This is a genomic window from Acidobacteriota bacterium, from assembly GCA_022340665.1.
Lineage (GTDB): Bacteria > Acidobacteriota > Thermoanaerobaculia > Thermoanaerobaculales > Sulfomarinibacteraceae > Sulfomarinibacter.
In genome coordinates this window covers 15,648-32,389 of the sequence record JAJDNM010000145.1, presented here as the reverse complement: position 1 = coordinate 32,389, position 16,742 = coordinate 15,648, and the positions used below count along the sequence as shown (strand labels likewise).

Genomic DNA, 16,742 nt, shown 5'->3' with positions numbered 1-16,742 from the left:
TGCTCGAGCGTGCACTTGCCCCACGCCCCGAGAACCGCTTCGGTTCTGCCGCCGATTTCAAGAAGGAGCTCGACAGGCTTCTCTACGGAGGCGCCTACAGTCCCACGACCTTCAACCTCGCACTCTTCGTCGATCGCCTCTTCCGTTCCGAGATCGAAGCCGAGGAAGAGCAGATCGCCGCAGAAAGGAAGATCGACGTCGGGCCGTATCTGAAACCTGTCGTAGATCCAGAGGCCATCATGGAGTCACCGAGTTCAGGCGAGCAACACTCTCGAGCCGGCAGGGGCCTGTGGATTGGCGCTGGTGTCGTCGCCGCGGCAGCGACTGCCCTGATCCTATGGTTCACGATTGGCCGAGGATCATCGGTTCCCCCACCCCCACCAACGCCCACCGCCGAGGAGATCGCTGCCCAGCGTCGAGCTCAGGACGAGAAGATGCGAAAGTTGGCTGAAGCCCTGGTCTCCGACATGATGGCGGAGAAAGAAGAGGAGATACGCCAGGAGCTGACCGCACGGCAGGAAAAGATCGAGGAGCTGCAGCGGCGTCTGGCCGACAGCGAGCGCCGCGCCTCGCAAGGACAGAGCGACAGTGAGGAGGAGCACCGTCGCGAGGAGCTCCAACGTCAGATCGCGGCCGAGGAAGAGGCAAAGCTTCAGCAGGAGGCGGATCTCGAGGCAGAGCACATCCAGGCCGCCGAAGCGGCGCAGCTCGAGGCCGAACTCCAGTCGGTAGCCAGTCCCCCACCTCCGGAAGAGGCGACAGCAGTTGCTGAAACCCGACCGCCGCCGCGGCCGACAATCTCTCCGACCGCCGCCGCCCCACTGCAACCGACAGATGCCGTGCCGCCTTCGGTGGTGGCCGAGAATGATTTTGTCGACCCTTCAAATGTGGACACGCTGCCGGTCATCCTCAAGGAAGCTCCGGTCGCATGGCCGCGGGCCGCCCTCCATTCGAGGCGACGCGGGATCGTGATTCTGCAGGCGACGGTCAATGCCAAAGGAGCAGTTGAGGACCTGACAGTCCTCCGAGCCGATCACGAGGGCTTCGGGATTCCACAGGCGGTGATGGACGCTGTCAGAAAATACCGATTCAGGCCGGCGACAAAAGACGACGTGCGGGTGAAAACCCGCGTCACCGTCACCAAGGCCTATCGTTTCGTCACCCGATGACGACGGCAAAATCCGTCAAAAAATGACGAGGCCGGGCGTCAGCCCGGCCTCGATAAGCGACCCAGGCAGGGTCGGCTTCTCACCGCGGTTCGCAGAGGTTCGACCCCGCAAAACCGGCGGCAACCCGCTCCTTACTTCTCGACGCGCTCGCGGAGAGTCTTGCCCGGCTTGAAGTGCACGTACTTCTTCGCCGGAATCATGATCGTCGCGCCGGTGGCCGGATTGCGGCCCTGGCGCGCACCGCGCTGCTTGGTGGCAAACGTGCCGAAGCCGGGAATCGTCACCTTCTCACCTGCATCCAAAGCAGTGGCAATCAGGCCCTTGCGCGGATGGGCAGAGAACATCGTGTCGATGATCTCCGCGGCCTTGCCCTGACTGATGCCGGTCTTCTTTGCAAGCTTCATCGCCATTTCAGTCTTGTTCATCGGAACCTCCAGGTTTTTGATGTAGTGAACATATTGGCGGCCTGCTGTCGCGCTGTCAAGGGGAAATCACCAGAAAACCCCTGTCCCCGCTTGTTTTCTGGCGATTCAGAGGGTAGTTTGTGACCCAGGAGGTGCAAATGGATCTCAAACTCCGTGGTAATCGAGCCTTGGTGACCGGGTCGTCTCGCGGCATCGGCCGCGCGATTGCTCTTTCCCTGGCCGATTTCAAGGTTGACGTGGCAATCAATTACCTCCGGAACAGGGCACGAGCGGAAGAGACTGCGGCAGAGATCGAGGCACGGGGTGTCCGAGCCCTCGTGCTCAAGGGAAATGTGGCCAAGCCAGAGCATGTGGAGCGACTCTTCTCCGCGATCGACGCGGCGTGGGGAGGGCTCGACATTGTCGTCTCGAACGCGGCATCCGGAGTACTCAGGCCTGCCCGAGAGCTCACTATGCACCACTTCGATTGGGCCATGCATATCAACGCTGCCGCCTTGTTGCCAATAACCCAGCATTTTCTGAATCTGTCCTCGCGTGGCGAGAAAGCCCTGGTCGCGGTGTCCTCGCTCGGTGCATTACGAGCCATCCCCAACTACACTGCGGTCGGTGCATCCAAGGCCGCCCTGGAGTCGATGGTGCGTCACCTGGCGGCGGAATTCGCGCCCGAAGGGCTTCGGATCAACGCAGTTTCAGCGGGCACAGTGGATACCGACGCGCTGCTGCATTTTCCGAACCGCGAACAGCTCCTGGAAAGCGCTCGGGAACGGACCCCGGCTGGGCGATTGGTTCATCCGCAGGATGTCGCGAATGTGGTGGTTTACCTGTGCACCGAGTATGCATCCATGATCCATGGCCAGACGCTGATTGTGGACGGTGGGTATTCGATCCTGGCTTGACCGGAATTGTCCGCGAAACTCCTGCCGCGGCTGGCCTCATAACAAATTCTTCAGGAACTTACCAGTGTGGGAACCTTTGCACTTCGCGACCTCGTTGGGCGTACCGGCAACCACGACCTCACCACCCGCCTCACCACCTTCTGGGCCGAGATCGAGAATCCAGTCGGCGGTCTTGATGACATCGAGGTTGTGTTCGATGACGACAACCGTATTGCCGCGATCAACCAGAGCGTGAAGCACCGCAAGGAGCTTGTGCACGTCGTCGAAGTGGAGCCCGGTCGTCGGTTCATCGAGCAGGTACAGCGTCTGACCAGTTGCTCTTTTGGCCAACTCTCGTGAGAGCTTGATACGCTGCGCTTCTCCACCCGAAAGGGTGGTGGCCGGCTGACCCAAGTGAAGGTAACCCAGCCCAACGGCGATCAGGGTGTCCAGTACTCGGACGATCTTCGGCACGGACCCAAAGACCTCACGCGCCTGATTCACAGTCATATCAAGCACCTCCGCGATGCTGAGGCCCTTGTAGTGGACTTCGAGGGTTTCGCGGTTGTATCGGGAGCCCTTGCACTGATCGCAGGTGACGAAAACGTCGGGGAGAAAATGCATTTCGATGCGAAGTTGGCCGGCGCCCTGACAGGCCTCGCAGCGGCCTCCGCGAACGTTGAACGAGAATCGCCCCGGCTTGTAGCCACGAGCTCGGGCGTCAGTGGTCGCGGCAAACAGTGCTCGGATCGGATCGAAGACCTTGGTGTAGGTCGCGGGATTGGAGCGCGGTGTGCGACCGATTGGCGACTGGTCGATCGCGATCACCTTGTCGAGAAGATCGACTCCGTCGACACCTGCGTGTCGACCGGGCTTGGCCAGCGTCCCATAGAGTTCGTGGGCAACGGCCTTGTGGACGATCTCGTTCACCAGCGTTGATTTTCCGGAGCCCGAGACGCCAGTTACACAAATCAGGCGGCCAAGGGGTAGCTCGACATCGATCTCTTTCAGGTTGTGCTCGGCCGCACCACGGATCACCAACCGGTGCCCGTTCCCCTGAGCCCGATTGGCTGGCACCGGTATGGAGCGTTTTCCAGAGAGATACGCGCCGGTGAGGGATTCTTCGACGGATTCCAACGATTCAGGTGGTCCGCTCGCGACCACCCGCCCACCATTGCGGCCCGCCCCTGGACCGAGATCGATCACCCAGTCCGCTTCACGGATCGTCTCCTCGTCATGTTCGACTACAACCACGGTGTTGCCGAGGTCTCGCATCCCCTTAAGGGTTTCCAATAGCCTCCGATTATCCCGCTGATGAAGCCCGATCGAGGGTTCATCGAGGACGTAGAGGACCCCCATCAGCTTCGAACCGACCTGGGTCGCGAGTCGAATTCGTTGACTTTCACCGCCCGACAGCGTGCCCGCCATACGGTCGAGGGTCAGGTAGTCGAGCCCGACCGACACCAGGAAGCCGAGGCGGTCGCGGACCTCTCGCAGGATCTTTGCGGCGATTTCCGCATCCCGTTCGGATAGTTCGAGATCGTCAAACCAATCCAGGGCACGATTCACAGGTAGCGCCGAGACTTCGACCAGGCTGTTGCCCGCAATTTTGACCGACAACGCTTCGCGACGGAGGCGCGTCCCCTTGCAGTCGCCGCACGCTGCGAAAGACATATACTTTTCGAGCTCACGGCGTACTGCCTCGGAGCTGGTTTCGGCGAACCTCCGCTCGAGCCGCGGAAGTGCCCCTTCAAATCGATCGCGATATCGGTACGCTCCCTTTCGTCCTTCCCACACGAACTCGTGTTCTCCGTCGGTCCCGTACATCAGCACCTGACGGACCTCCTCGGGCAGGCGGCGCCACGGAGTCTGGAGATCGAAGCCGAGCGCTTCCGACATCTGCTCTACCTGGTGGCGGAACCAGGAGCCTGGGTTTTTGCCGACCATCGCGAGGCAACCACTGGCCAGCGACCGTTCGGGGTCGAGGATGAGCTTGTCAGGGTCGACCTCGCGCAGGAAGCCCAGACCGGAACAGGTTGGACACGCTCCCTGGGGCGAGTTGAAGCTGAACAGGCGCGGAGATATCTCGGTCAGCGAGAAACCGCACCTGGGGCAGGCGTGACGCGCAGACAGGACTATTTCATCACCATCTTCCAGGACCGCCAGCGCCAACCCTTCACCGACTCGCAGAGCGGTCTCCAGAGAATCTGCAAGGCGCGTGGCGACCCCCTCGCGAACCGAAAGTCGATCCACCACGACCTCGATGGTGTGCCTCCGCTTGCGGTCGAGCTCGGCGGGCTCCCCGGCATCGGTGATCTTGCCGTCTACCCGCGCTCTGACGAAGCCTTCCCTGACCATTTGAGCGAAGACCCTCCTGTGTTCTCCTTTGCGCCCCTCGACGACCGGTGCCAGGAGCATGAACCGGGTATCTTCGGGCAGGCCGAGGAGATGATCGACCATCTGTTGGACGCTCCGCGGGCGGATCGGTAGCTGACAGTCCGGGCATTCAGGCTGGCCAATGGAAGCCCACAAGAGGCGCAGGTAATCATGTATTTCGGTGACCGTGCCAACCGTCGACCTGGGGTTCCGCGACGTCGTCTTCTGCTCGATCGAAATCGCCGGCGACAGCCCGTCGATGGTGTCGACGTCGGGTTTTTCCATCTGGTCGAGGAACTGGCGGGCGTAGGCTGACAGCGATTCCACGTACCGTCGTTGGCCCTCGGCAAACAGGGTATCGAACGCCAGAGATGACTTGCCGGAGCCTGAAACTCCGGTGATCACTACCAGACGATCACGCGGGATGGTGACGTCGATATTGGCCAAATTATGCTCGCGAGCTCCGCGGATGATAATGTCTTCCTGCATCCGGCATTCTCCGTGTCCATGGGTTTCATTCGCTCCGGCCGCGTTCGTGCTTCCCGCACCTGTAAGGTGGATTCAACCCTCACCGGCCGCTGAGGCCAGTGCACGGTGGTTGGGCCCGCAACCGGCGTCAATCAAAGAAACACCTGACCGAACCGCGGCGTTCCCGCTCGTTCCACACTGCAACACGGTACCTTACGGCCGCCACCAACCAGGCGACGTTTACGCCGCGATTATACCATTCCCCGATTGTCGCAAATCTAACGGCCGCGCTCTTTGATCGCCTGTTCGGCTTCGCGATCGAGTGTGCGCCGGCGCAGAGTCTCGCGCTTGTCGTGCAACTGTTTGCCGCGCGCAAGAGCGATCTCCACCTTGATCCAGTTCCCCTCGGAAAAAACGCTCAGCGGCACCACTGTCAGGCCCTTTTCCTGGACCTTGGCTGACAGTCGCTCGATTTGGCGTTTGTGGAGCAGCAATCGGCGTCGGCGAATCGGGTCGTGATGGGCATAGCCCGAGGCTTCGTAAGTGCCCACGTGGCAACCGACCAGGAAGGCTTCCCCCCCGACAAATGCGACATACGCTTCCTTGAGGTTGATCTTCCCGTCACGGATCGCCTTCACCTCTGTGCCGAGAAGCTCGATACCAGCCGTTTCTCTTTCGAGAAGATGATATACGTGACGAGCTTTTCGGTTGGTTGCCAGGACCCTGCGGCCTTCGCTCATTGGACCACCTTCGCGAGCACCTCCACGATCTCCGGGTCGAACTGATGGCCCTTGCCCCGTTCTATGACTTCAAATGCTCTTTCCTGGCTCACCGTCGGACGATAACGGCCTGGTGATGTGAGTACATCGTAGACCTCGGCGACGTGAACCAATCGGGCAAGGAACGGAATGTCATCGCGAGCCAGACGGTCGGGGTAACCCGTGCCATCCCATCTTTCGTGGTGATGCCGAACCGCATTCACTATGTTGTCCAGACCCGTGCCAAAGAGGATTCTCTCGCCGATGACGGGATGCTTCTGAAATCGTACGCGATCGTCAGCCGACGGTGAAGCCGAACGGTAAAGGCGTTCGTAATCGAGTTCGCGCATGCCGACATCGTGGAGCAGGCCAGCGAGCGCCGCTTCTTCGGCCTGGGCCGGACCCAACTCGAGTTCCTTGGCCATCGAGAAGACGAGCCTGGAGACTGCCTCGGAGTGGGCGACGAGATCGGGATAGGTGCGCGCCCCTGGCTGGAGCAGGCGTCGCGCCAAACTGCGGCGCGAAAACCTGAGGGCGGATTTCTCTTTTGCATCCTCTGCACGCGCCTGAAGACGCATCAGCGTTGCCCGGGCGCTGCTTGCGCCTCCACCCGATATGACCGACGCCGCCAGTGCGCCGACATCGGGGCTCTCAATCAGAACTGCCGATGCGATCACCGGCGAGGGAGATGGATCAGCGGTGGTCGGCACCGCACGCACCTCGATTTGCCACGCGCCCCGGTCAGGCGGAGCGATGCCCGCCTCGGCAAGGGCCGAACATTGATGACGCACGAGCGCGTCACGGTCGAAATCCGAGTTTCCCTCTCGTTGGTTGACGAGGGTGGCAGCCTCCTCCTGCGTCATCAGCGTTACAGCAACAGCCACCACCTGATGATCGAGAACCGCTTCGAGCGCCGCATCATGGATGTTCTCCAGGCCCGATTCATCGAGCATCGGCGCTCGGGGAGGTCCGAGCACGACTGGCCCCGTAGTCAGCGGTCCTTTTTCCTCGGGCCCCGCCACCTCGTCTTCCGAGAAAATGTACCCGGTGCGTCCAGCGTACTCGACCATCGCGGACGCGATGGCCTTGGCGCTGGCGACGTCGGCCTTCTCGAAGGCTCGCTTGCGCCCCTTGTCTCGCGCATCGACAAAGCCAATGATCTCGCCGTTTGCGATCAGTGGAGCGAGGAGAAGTTTGGAGTTTCCGGCACTCTTCAGGTAGTCCTTGAGTTCTCCGAGATCTTGTTTGCGATTGAATGCGGTAGGCATCGACTCGAGATCGCGGACCCGTCGCACCATCGGGTCCTGGAGGCCATGCTCGACGGCCAGCACATCACGACGGCCGAAACCATACTGGGTGGCGAGCAGGAACTTTCCCTCGGGAACATAGAGATAGAGCGCTGCTCTGGTGCACTGGATCTCCTCCAGAAAGCGAAAGAGGATCTCCTTGAACCCTCGTTCGATCTCCGGTGACCAGCCCGGTATGTTGGCGCCCATCACCACCCCTCCACGCAAGTCATTGAATCGATCCACTGTACCATCCGCGGCAACATCTTTGGCTGATTCCGCGGTAGAATCGGCGCACCATGTCGAGTCTCGCAGTCGTCGTCCTGCTGATGGCGAGTATCACCGCCAACCCGATCATTCTCGATGTCGATCGAGGTGAAGAGGAATTGGTTATTCAGTGCGGGCTCTCTTCCGGAGTTCCCGAGTCGGTGATCGGGGCGGTGTCTTCTGGGGCACGGGTCGAGATCGATTATCTCTTGCGCGTTTATTCCAGGCGAAAGTTTTTCCCGGACCGCAAGATATGGAAGGGCGTGGCTCGCACCACCGTCACCTTCGATGCAGTAACAGGTCGGTATCTTTGTCAATTGATTGTCAACGGTTCAACCACCGCCAGCCGCGAGGTCGACTCGGCGGAGGTCGCCGAGCAATGGCTCGCAGCACCGCCCCCAATTGAGATACCGATCCCGAAGGGTCGACGCGACGCCTTTCTCAGAGTGCGGTCGCGAGCAGTTTTTTCGAGTGGAACCACCTGGTTGATCTTTCCCTCCACTGAAGGGACGGATTGGATCGAGGTGCAACTCGAGGCTCAACGGGAAGAATAATGAGCCGGCTCCGTGCCGCCTGGGGGCGGTACCACCGAGAAAATCGCTTCCTCGTTTGGGCATTCATCGTCCTGATGATTCTCTCGACGGGAGGCTTCTATCTCCTGCAACGCGCCCAGGAAACTTCTGCTGAAGAACTGACCAACCGGGTGCTTCTCTTCGTACTGTGGTACCTCGACGTCTCTCTAATTCTCATCCTCAGCTTCATTCTGTTGCGGAATCTCATACGACTTGCCGTCGACCGGCGCGAAGGGGTCCTTGGCAGTCGTTTCCGCACCAAACTGGTGTTGACCTACGTTGGGCTCACGTTCGTTCCTGTCATCCTGATCTTTCTGATTGCAACCAATCTCCTCCAGGGATCGATCGATCGCTGGTTTTCTGCCCCAGTCGAAGCGATTCTGCGTGGGGGTGCGGAAGTCACCGTCCAGCTCAGAGAGCTCATCGAAGAAAATCTGCGGCAACAGGCCGCAGTGGCCGCAGAGGAGCTCGAGCGTGGCACCGCCCGCGAAGATCTTGCTCATCTCCAGCGTCTGCTCGGAGTCGATCTCGTCGCGTTGTATGAAGAAGAAGACCTCGAAGAAATGGTCGCCGACCCGCGGCGAATTCCGGCATCGCTGCCACCCCTGAGATGGGAAAATCTTCCCTCCTCCGGAGTTCGGGCGGATCGATGGCGCGGCGGCTTGTTGCTTCGCGCCTGGAGCCCGATCGAGGGCGGCGGCATCGTCGTCGTCGGGGACATGCTCCCGCGCGACCTCCTCCTCCATCTCGAGAACGCGATTGCCGCCGATGCCCAGTTCCAGGAAATGAAGCAAGGCCAGGGCACCATCACCGCTACCACGGTACTGGTTCTTCTCGCCGTCACGCTGCTTCTGCTTTTTGCAACCGTATGGGTGGGTCTTTACCTTTCGCGGCGCTTCACCGAACCCCTTCTGGTTGTAGCTGGCGCCACGCAGCGGGTTGCCGAAGGCAACGCCCTCGAGGAGGTCGAGGTTCCGGCCTCGGACGAGGTTGCTGTGCTGGTGAATTCTTTCAACGCCATGGTTCGGCGTGTCCGAGCTACCGAGGCCGAGATCTTAACGTCCAACCAAGAACTCGCAACGTTGTTCGCGACTGTGTCCACCGGTGTGTTATCAGTCAGCGCCGACGGCGAAGACTTCCTTCCGAATCCTGCAGCGGCTGCAATGCTGGGTCACGAAGAGTGGGCACATATTTGGCAACCCCTGGACAATCTCAACCGGCCCGGCTTGGAGGAACTTCACGCACGGCTATTGCCAGGCCAGCCGGCAGATCTGAGTTGCGAGATCGACCTCGAGGCTGGCGGGGAAACTCTGCGTGTGGACATCACCTCGAGGCCCCTTCCAGGCGGCGGACGCGTTGTGGCCATGGATGATCTCTCACAACTCATCCAGGCACAGCGCCAGGCGGCCTGGAGCGAGGTGGCGCAACGTATTGCGCACGAAATCCGGAATCCTCTGACGCCGATTCGCTTGGCGGCAGAAAGAATGCAACGCCGCGCGGACGTCCTCGACGACGAGCGCCGAGAAATCGTCACCTCTGGCTGCGAGGCAATCATTTCTCAGGTTGCTGGTCTGAAAGAGTTGGTAGACGCTTTCCAGGAGTACGCCAGGATGCCTGCCGTCAAACCGCAACCGACGAATCTCGGGCAAATTTTCCGCGAGCTGAGATCCTTGTACGGCGGAGTTCGCGAGGGGGTCGAGGTTCGCGTGAACCTTCCGCCAGACGAGATCGATGCCATGGTGGATCCGATCCTCCTCCGACAAGCCCTTGTCAACGTCGTCGATAATGCCGTGTGGGCTGTTTCCGGCGACGGCAGCATCGACATATCGGCTCGGGCCGCGGGAAAGGACGTGATCATTGAGGTCGTAGACACGGGTGTGGGTCTCCCGACAGAGGACACCGAGACCTTGCTCGAGCCCTTTTTTTCCACCAAGGGGCGAGGCTCAGGGATGGGTCTCGCTCTCGTCCATCGCGTCGTGTCCGAGCATGGTGGCACCCTCGAGTTGCGCACTCTGGAAAAGGGCGGCACCCGGGTCCGGATCGTCCTTGAAAACGCACTCGTGTCATCCGGCCACTGACTTTTGTCACCTGTCGGTTCCGTTGACCCTCTCCTGAACTGCCTGTTACCATCGTTTACATGGCGTATCCCGGGAACCCCGAGCTCTCTCAACAGGCCCAAGATCGAGTCATGACCGCCTTCAAGCAGGTGGTAGGAAAGCTCCAGCAAGGGAATCAGGAGGAAGCCCTCATCGGTCTCGAGTTCGTGCTCCGGCTGGACCCCGCCTACGCACCCGCTAAAAGCCTTCACCAGCAACTGTCTTCAGGGGCCACGGAGATCGATCTCGGGGACGTTTTGGAACAGCTTCAGGCTCCGACGTCCGCGGTCATCAACAACCTTTTGGTGGAGGCGGTCGAAGCCTTCGACGAACGCGATTTCGACCTCGCCCGAGAAAAGGTCGACCAGGTGTTGCTGGATATCCCGGGCCACGAGGAAGCGCGCTTTCTCCTGTCGCAAATCGAGGATGCAACCAAGGGCGCCACTCAGGTCACCCATTTCCTTCAACAAGCGCGCAAAGCCCTGGCAGAGGGAGATTCTCGCGAAGCGGCCAACTTCGTGATGATGGCGCAGGCGCTTGATCCCCACCATACCGGGATAGCGGAGACCATTGCCGATATAGAAGAGCACGGCGTGACAGTCGAGGCCTCCCCCGGACTTGAAAATGGAATCGCTCGTCAAGAAGAACTCGAAGAGTCTGACGGGGGTATTTTCGGGCCCCAGGTCGATACCGGTGAGCTGTTCACCGACACCGGCACGGATGTGTCAGACATCGGCGACGGTACTGCGAATGTTTTTGGCGATGTTGCTGCCGCAGAGGAGCCGGCTCCCACTGCTCCCCAACCGCACGTTTCAGCCGCCGCCGAAATAACCCCCCAAAAACCGGCTGAAAAAGAAGTGCCGCCCGGTCCCGAACCTCAAGCAGACCAAGATGATGCACCATATTACGACGATGAAGAAGCTGGCGCCGAAGTCTTCGAAACCGGGCCGGCGGCAGCTGTTGAGGACACCGAAGAGACAGAGGTCGATCCGAACGATCCTCAGGCCGTGATTCGTGATCTTTTGTTCAAGGGGGGATCGGCTGCGGCCGACGACGACTACAGCGGGGCGATTGACGCCTGGTCGAGGATTCTGCTCATAGACCATTCTCACGAAGAGGCCCTCGACCGCATCGAACACATCCGTCATGCCAAGGACGAGGTCGATCGTCGGATCGAACCTATGTTGGAGGATGCGCGTTCGGCACACCAACACGGCGACTCTGATCTGGCAGCCGATTTTGTGCGGCGTGTTCTCGAGTTGAGCCCGAACCACGTCGAAGCAACCATCCTCCAGGAGGAAATTCAACGGGGTGCGCAACCCGATTCGACAGGACCCGCCGGACACGCCGCGATGCCGGATCTCGAGGACGAGCTTTTCACCGATGAGGCTGCAGAGATTGCAGACCTTTCTGAAGAGATCGCCGCCATGCCGAGCGCGCCCGACGACCTGCCGAAACCCCGGCCATCCAAAAAAGTGCAACCAAAACACATCCCGTGGAGGTGGGTTGCAGCGGCAGCTGTTGGCGTCGCTCTCGTCGGGATCGCGATGTGGTTCGGCGGGGTTCTCGCTCCCGAGCCGGAGTCTGAAGCACGGGTCAACGTCGTGAACAGGGTCCTCGCAGAAGCGAACGAGATGTTCGAGCAGAAACGTGTGGAGGAGGCCATCCTCCTGCTCGAGGAAAACTCCAGCGACGACCCTGGTGACCCCTTCCAGGTGCGGATTGATCGAGCCCTCGAACGGTACCGCGCGGCGGTTGCCACACCGGTGCCGACGCCTATTCCGGAGGGTCTGGCGGTATGCAGCGAGCTCCTCGCCGAAGGACATTGGATGGCGGCATACGAACGCGTGACAGCCGAACTGAAGGCCCACCCCAATGATCTGGGGCTCGAAACGGTACGCCAAGAAATTCTCGGGGTGGAGCCGGCGGCGGCCGATCTCCATGATGCCGCGGACTCTGGCGATTATCGATCTGCTGTCGAGCTTGCCGAGCGGTTGATGACGACACGTGCCGACGATCCCGAGCTTATCGCAGCCTATAACCGCTATCTGTTCAACGCGGCCCTGGAAGAACTTCGCGCGTTCAATCTCCCCGCCGCTGAAACCTATCTCACAGATCTCCAGCAGCGTCTTCCGGAAGACAGCGAGATACCGCGAATTCTCGAGTTCGTGTCGACCTACAAAACACGCCCAGTGGACATGCAGCTCGAGATCTTTGTTGGCAACCTGGTCGAACGATGACCGAAGACAACCGCGACCAGGTTCTGGGAGACTGGGACGCCCTGGCCGAGCGCGCCCATGAAATTGCCCCGCCCAAGTCGGTGGTGCGAGACCCCGACTCGCCGCCACCCCCGGCCCTCAATCTGATGGCATCTGCATGGGGGGACCTAGTCGTGATGCTGGCCGTCTGCACCGGTGCCCTCGTCGCCATTTTCCTACTTGGCGAGCGGCCTGCGCCGGCGGCATTTGGCTGGGCCGCAGCGCTTGCCGTGGTCTGGTGGATCTTCGCTACAGCCATATTGGTCGTAATCCGTCAGGCAACACCGGGAATGTTGCTCGCCGGGGTGAGCTTTTCGGAACCGGTGCCGCCAGCGCGCACGAAGTGGGTTCTGGCCGCAGCAGCAGTCGGCGTTGTCACATTGGGATTCTCCGCAATCATCGGGACGGACGGCTCGATCTTACGCCGTGCCGGAGGTTCTGAGGTGGTCACCGGCACCGCGTGAACGAGAGGGCGATCATCCTGCTTTGCCCCGCTTGAACACCATGCCGATGTGATCGGTGGCGGCCGTCTTGTAATTGATTGCGGTGATTGCTACGAGCTCCCAACCGTCATCGCCAAGTTCGTTGAGCTCGCTCTCCTTGGCCGGATCGATGCGGTAATTCTCGGACCGGATGTTGATGATCTTGTACTCCCATCGTTTGATTTCCATAAAGTCCTCCAGGGCGTCTGCAAAACTCTCCCGAGATGCGATCGATCACAAACCCTCTATTTTGCGGTGTGTTCGCGACCGGAGTTTAGCATCGACTTCTCGGGCGGAGTCCTATAGTTTGGTACGGTGTCGAGACTTCGGAGCAACGGGTGAGTTTTGCGATAAAAGGGAACCAGGAGGCACTCGAGCGCGAGTTATCGGTGGTCATCCCGGCGTTCAATGAAGGCCAGCGCCTGCCTCATACTCTCGATAGAATCGGCGCTTATCTGGGCGACCACCCGGATTGGCAGCCAGCGGAAATCATCGTTGTCGACGACGGATCATCGGATGGGACTGCCGCCTCGGCGGAGGCCGCGGCGGTCCCTCCTGGCGTAACCCTCCGCGTGGTGCGACACACGGTCAACCGTGGGAAAGGGGCTGCGGTACGTACGGGATTCAGTCACACCACCGGGCAATGGGTCTTGCTCACGGATGCCGACCTTTCAGCCCCCATCGAAGAGCTGCAACTGTTGACGCGGGTCGCCTCTCGTAGCGCGGTGGCCGTCGGCTCAAGAGCCGTCGAGCGGCGGCTCATTGAAAAACCACAACCATTGCATCGGGACCTGATGGGCCGCACATTCAATCGCATGCTCAGATTTCTCGGCTTGACGTCGATCCTCGACACCCAATGCGGTTTCAAGCTCTTTCCGGGCGACCTGGCTCGGGCCCTGGCAACCGTTCAACGTCTGGATGGTTTCGCCTTCGATGTCGAACTGATGCTTCTCGCAGATCACTGGGGTTTCGAAACGAAAGAGGTCGGTGTCCGGTGGCAACATGTCGAAGCTTCCCGTGTGATGGCGGTTCGCCACTCAGCTCAGATGTTCCGCGACATGTTGAAGCTCTGGTGGTGGCGCGGTCTTGGGCAGTTTTGCGGCCCACCGGAGAACCTGTCATGATGACCGGAGTTGGGATCGACCACGACAACCGGTGGCTCATAGATGCATTCCTGGAGCATCTCGAATGGGAACGCAACCTCTCGCCGGCAACCCTCCGTGCCTACCGGCGCGAGGTCCTCTCGTTCCTCACATTTGTTGTCGACGAACTCGCCAGCAATGCTCCCACGGATGTGACCCCGAGGACCCTGCGTACGTACCTTGCCCACCTCCATTCACGCGGCCTTCAGCCTCGGTCTGTGGCTCGCGGATTGGCTGCATTGCGGACATTCTTCAGATTTCTCGTCGCTGAGGGCGTCCTCCAATCAAGTCCAGCCGATGCAGTGCCCCATCCTCAGGACATCAAGAAGACTCCAGATGTCGCGGACCGGTATTCTATCGAGGAGCTCCTTGAAGGCTTCCCGGACACAGCGGCCGGGCGCCGCGATCGGGCGGCCATGGAGCTACTCTATGCTGCCGGCCTCCGCGTCAGCGAACTCGTGGCCCTCGATCTCGATGACATCAAGCTCGATGAGCGCGTGGTCAGGGTGCGAGGCAAGGGGCGGAAGGAACGACTGGTACCCTTCGGGCGGCCAGCCGCTGACGCCATCCGAAGATATCTCGGTGATCGTGTCCGGTGGCGGCGCGGGGTTATTGACGAAACTGAACCGTTGTTCGTCAACCAGCGTGGCGGTCGCCTCACCGACCGATCTATTCGTCGCCAGCTCGATCGTGCCGTTCGCAAAACAGCGGATATCAATCACCTGCACCCTCACGCGCTACGGCACGCCTTCGCAACCCATCTCCTAGAGGCGGGGATGGATCTGAGGGCGATTCAGGAGCTCCTCGGTCACAGTTCGCTCGCAACCACGCAGATTTACACGAGGGTCGATTTAGCGCACCTCATGGAAGTCCACCGTCGAAGCCACCCGAAGGGGTGAAGTCGAGCTGGCCCTAGGGAGCGAATGCGTGCATCTCAATAGGCGACCGGCTCGGCAACTGCGATGCCGCTGTCTCGTTGCACACTCGTCACTACCCAGGTCATGCCGTGATGCTGGAACTCGGCCCCCAGCTCGACCAACCGGCCCGGAGGAAATGCGAGCACTTCGGCAGAAGTGCCAGTGTCTCCTACAACGACCGTCGCCCGACGTAAATCGCGTGGGAAGCTATCGACCGCGTCATGTTTCGTACCAGGGGTGTGTGAAGACAACCGTTTTCCCATTTCTCTCCTCATAGGGATAGACGCTCAAAGCCAGGATATGGTTCTGAGTTCGTTGTGATCGTGGTCACGTCTGTCGGAGGGAGTTCCCCCAGGCTCGACACCGCTCGACCGCGATCGCCGCATGCTGGAGACGCCGCGCACGACGATCTCGTACGCCCGACACCTCCAGCGGAACAGCCATCAGGCCCCAATTGATATTTGACGGTTGGAATCGCTCCGGGTTGCTCTCTGTGAGATGCCTCATCAACCCGCCCATCGCCGATTCCGGTGGGGGCATCCCAATTTCGACGCCGGCGAGCTCGGCGCTCAGCATACGGGCGGCCAAAAAACCGGTTGCAGCCGACTCGACGTATCCCTCGACACCCGTGATTTGACCAGCGAGGCGTAAATCTGGTCTGCCTTTCAGGCGGAGCATCGGATCAAGGTGCCGCGGCGCGTTGATGAAGGTGTTCCGATGAATCATCCCCAACCGGACAAAGCGCGCCTCTTCGAGGCCGGGGAGGGTGCGAAAAATCCTCCGCTGCTCTCCGTGGGTAAGCTTGGTCTGAAAGCCGACCATGTTCCAGTGTTCCGCCGCGAGATCATCCTGGCGAAGCTGAACAATCGCCCAGGGCCGACGACCAGTCGCAGGATTCTCTAGACCGACCGGCTTCATTGGCCCGAAACGCAGGGTGTCGCGGCCCCGTTCGGCCATCACCTCGATCGGTAGGCAGCCCTCGAAATACGGCGTGTCCCTCTCTTCAAAGTCCTTGAATGGAACCTTCTCCGCCGCCAACAGAGCGTTCACAAACTGCTCATAGGCATCGCGGTCAAGTGGGCTGTTGAGGTAGTCGTCGCCATCGCCCTTGCCGTACCGCGAGGCACGAAAGAGACGGCTGAAGTCAAGAGAGTCCGCGGCGACGATTGGTGCCACCGCGTCGAAAAAGGCGAGCGCGTCGTCTCCAAGCGCTTCGTCTAGGGCGTGGTGAAATGCTGGAGATGTCAGTGGTCCGGTTGCGATGATTGCCGGCCCAGCCGGCAGTTCCTCGATCTCGCGCCGTTCGACCCCAATCTTCGGATGGTCTGAAATCGCATCCGTGACCATCCGCGCGAATGCCTCGCGATCGACTGCCAGGGCGCCCCCCGCAGGCACTGCGGAATGACGTGCAGCGCGAATGATCAGCGACCCGAGCTCCTCCATCTCGGCCTTGAGAACACCAACGGCGTTGGCCGGCCCGTCGCCGCGAAGTGAGTTCGAACACACCAGTTCCGCGAGCCGATCGCTCCGATGAACCGGGGTTTGACGATGCGGCCGCATTTCAGCCAAACTGACCTCGATGCCCGCCTCAGCGAGTTGCCAGGCTGCCTCGCTCCCCGCGAGGCCACCGCCCACTACCAGCACCCTGTTG

Annotated in this window: 15 protein-coding genes; 8 read left to right on the top strand and 7 right to left on the bottom strand. The window is 60.6% G+C overall.

Annotated elements, in window-relative coordinates:
• A partial coding sequence (locus LJE93_16390; GenBank protein ID MCG6950492.1) for a TonB family protein occupies positions 1–1,169 on the top strand: 1,169 nt, incomplete at its 5' end.
• Positions 1,170–1,300: 131 nt separating this feature from the next.
• On the opposite strand, the gene LJE93_16385 is transcribed toward LJE93_16390, so the two are convergent.
• Positions 1,301–1,594: an HU family DNA-binding protein gene (locus LJE93_16385; GenBank protein ID MCG6950491.1), complete on the bottom strand. Its 294-nt coding sequence runs from the start codon at positions 1,592–1,594 to the stop codon at positions 1,301–1,303.
• A 137-nt stretch (positions 1,595–1,731) separates the two neighbouring features.
• On the opposite strand from LJE93_16385, the gene fabL reads away from it, so the two are divergent.
• Positions 1,732–2,490, top strand: coding sequence for an enoyl-[acyl-carrier-protein] reductase FabL (gene fabL / locus LJE93_16380; protein ID MCG6950490.1), 759 nt, complete (start codon positions 1,732–1,734; stop codon positions 2,488–2,490).
• 36 nt (positions 2,491–2,526) lie between these two features.
• Here the strand turns inward: fabL and uvrA are convergent, their stop codons facing one another.
• From uvrA to LJE93_16365, 3 genes are all read right to left on the bottom strand, one after another.
• Entirely contained in the window at positions 2,527–5,334 is a 2,808-nt protein-coding gene (uvrA, locus tag LJE93_16375; GenBank protein MCG6950489.1) for an excinuclease ABC subunit UvrA, read from the bottom strand.
• A gap of 257 nt (positions 5,335–5,591) precedes the next feature.
• Entirely contained in the window at positions 5,592–6,053 is a 462-nt protein-coding gene (smpB, locus tag LJE93_16370) for an SsrA-binding protein SmpB (protein MCG6950488.1), read from the bottom strand.
• Positions 6,050–7,603, bottom strand: coding sequence for an HD domain-containing protein (locus LJE93_16365; protein MCG6950487.1), 1,554 nt, complete (start codon positions 7,601–7,603; stop codon positions 6,050–6,052). The genes smpB and LJE93_16365 overlap by 4 nt, the downstream gene beginning before the upstream one ends.
• 53 nt (positions 7,604–7,656) lie before the next feature.
• Between LJE93_16365 and LJE93_16360 the strand changes: the two genes are divergently transcribed.
• From LJE93_16360 to LJE93_16345, 4 genes are read left to right on the top strand one after another with little or no spacing between them, the layout of a single operon-like run.
• A complete protein-coding gene (locus LJE93_16360) occupies positions 7,657–8,178 on the top strand; it encodes a DUF4390 domain-containing protein (protein MCG6950486.1) in 522 nt (173 codons plus the stop codon).
• On the top strand, positions 8,178–10,274 hold the full coding sequence (locus tag LJE93_16355) for a HAMP domain-containing protein (GenBank protein ID MCG6950485.1): 2,097 nt from the start codon (positions 8,178–8,180) through the stop codon (positions 10,272–10,274). Before LJE93_16360 ends, LJE93_16355 begins: the two co-directional genes overlap by 1 nt.
• Before the next feature lie 59 nt (positions 10,275–10,333).
• Complete coding sequence (locus LJE93_16350; protein MCG6950484.1) at positions 10,334–12,532, top strand: hypothetical protein; 2,199 nt, start codon at positions 10,334–10,336, stop codon at positions 12,530–12,532.
• A complete protein-coding gene (locus LJE93_16345) occupies positions 12,529–13,014 on the top strand; it encodes a hypothetical protein (protein ID MCG6950483.1) in 486 nt (161 codons plus the stop codon). Before LJE93_16350 ends, LJE93_16345 begins: the two co-directional genes overlap by 4 nt.
• A 12-nt stretch (positions 13,015–13,026) precedes the next feature.
• Here LJE93_16345 and LJE93_16340 read toward each other — a convergent pair whose 3' ends face one another.
• Positions 13,027–13,221, bottom strand: a complete 195-nt coding sequence (locus LJE93_16340) for a DUF4177 domain-containing protein (protein ID MCG6950482.1) — start codon at positions 13,219–13,221, stop codon at positions 13,027–13,029.
• A 149-nt stretch (positions 13,222–13,370) separates the two neighbouring features.
• Between LJE93_16340 and LJE93_16335 the strand changes: the two genes are divergently transcribed.
• Complete coding sequence (locus LJE93_16335; protein MCG6950481.1) at positions 13,371–14,156, top strand: glycosyltransferase family 2 protein; 786 nt, start codon at positions 13,371–13,373, stop codon at positions 14,154–14,156.
• The gene (locus LJE93_16330) at positions 14,156–15,073 is read left to right on the top strand and encodes a tyrosine recombinase (protein MCG6950480.1); all 918 of its coding nucleotides are present in this window, start codon (positions 14,156–14,158) and stop codon (positions 15,071–15,073) included. The genes LJE93_16335 and LJE93_16330 overlap by 1 nt, the downstream gene beginning before the upstream one ends.
• A gap of 35 nt (positions 15,074–15,108) precedes the next feature.
• Here LJE93_16330 and LJE93_16325 read toward each other — a convergent pair whose 3' ends face one another.
• Positions 15,109–15,354, bottom strand: a complete 246-nt coding sequence (locus LJE93_16325; GenBank protein MCG6950479.1) for a hypothetical protein — start codon at positions 15,352–15,354, stop codon at positions 15,109–15,111.
• Between the two features lie 64 nt (positions 15,355–15,418).
• Positions 15,419–16,735, bottom strand: coding sequence for a methylenetetrahydrofolate--tRNA-(uracil(54)-C(5))-methyltransferase (FADH(2)-oxidizing) TrmFO (gene trmFO / locus LJE93_16320; GenBank protein ID MCG6950478.1), 1,317 nt, complete (start codon positions 16,733–16,735; stop codon positions 15,419–15,421).
• Positions 16,736–16,742 lie beyond the last annotated feature (7 nt).

Bases quoted from the DNA above. Each gene is read 5' to 3' on its own strand.
- LJE93_16325 (MCG6950479.1), bottom strand. From the start codon at position 15,354: ATGGGAAAACGGTTGTCTTCACACACCCCTGGTACGAAACATGACGCG.
- LJE93_16355 (MCG6950485.1), top strand. From the start codon at position 8,178: ATGAGCCGGCTCCGTGCCGCCTGGGGGCGGTACCACCGAGAAAATCGC.
- LJE93_16340 (MCG6950482.1), bottom strand. From the start codon at position 13,221: ATGGAAATCAAACGATGGGAGTACAAGATCATCAACATCCGGTCCGAG.
- LJE93_16345 (MCG6950483.1), top strand. From the start codon at position 12,529: ATGACCGAAGACAACCGCGACCAGGTTCTGGGAGACTGGGACGCCCTG.
- LJE93_16330 (MCG6950480.1), top strand. From the start codon at position 14,156: ATGACCGGAGTTGGGATCGACCACGACAACCGGTGGCTCATAGATGCA.
- fabL (MCG6950490.1), top strand. From the start codon at position 1,732: ATGGATCTCAAACTCCGTGGTAATCGAGCCTTGGTGACCGGGTCGTCT.
- LJE93_16360 (MCG6950486.1), top strand. From the start codon at position 7,657: ATGTCGAGTCTCGCAGTCGTCGTCCTGCTGATGGCGAGTATCACCGCC.
- LJE93_16350 (MCG6950484.1), top strand. From the start codon at position 10,334: ATGGCGTATCCCGGGAACCCCGAGCTCTCTCAACAGGCCCAAGATCGA.
- uvrA (MCG6950489.1), bottom strand. From the start codon at position 5,334: ATGCAGGAAGACATTATCATCCGCGGAGCTCGCGAGCATAATTTGGCC.
- smpB (MCG6950488.1), bottom strand. From the start codon at position 6,053: ATGAGCGAAGGCCGCAGGGTCCTGGCAACCAACCGAAAAGCTCGTCAC.
- LJE93_16385 (MCG6950491.1), bottom strand. From the start codon at position 1,594: ATGAACAAGACTGAAATGGCGATGAAGCTTGCAAAGAAGACCGGCATC.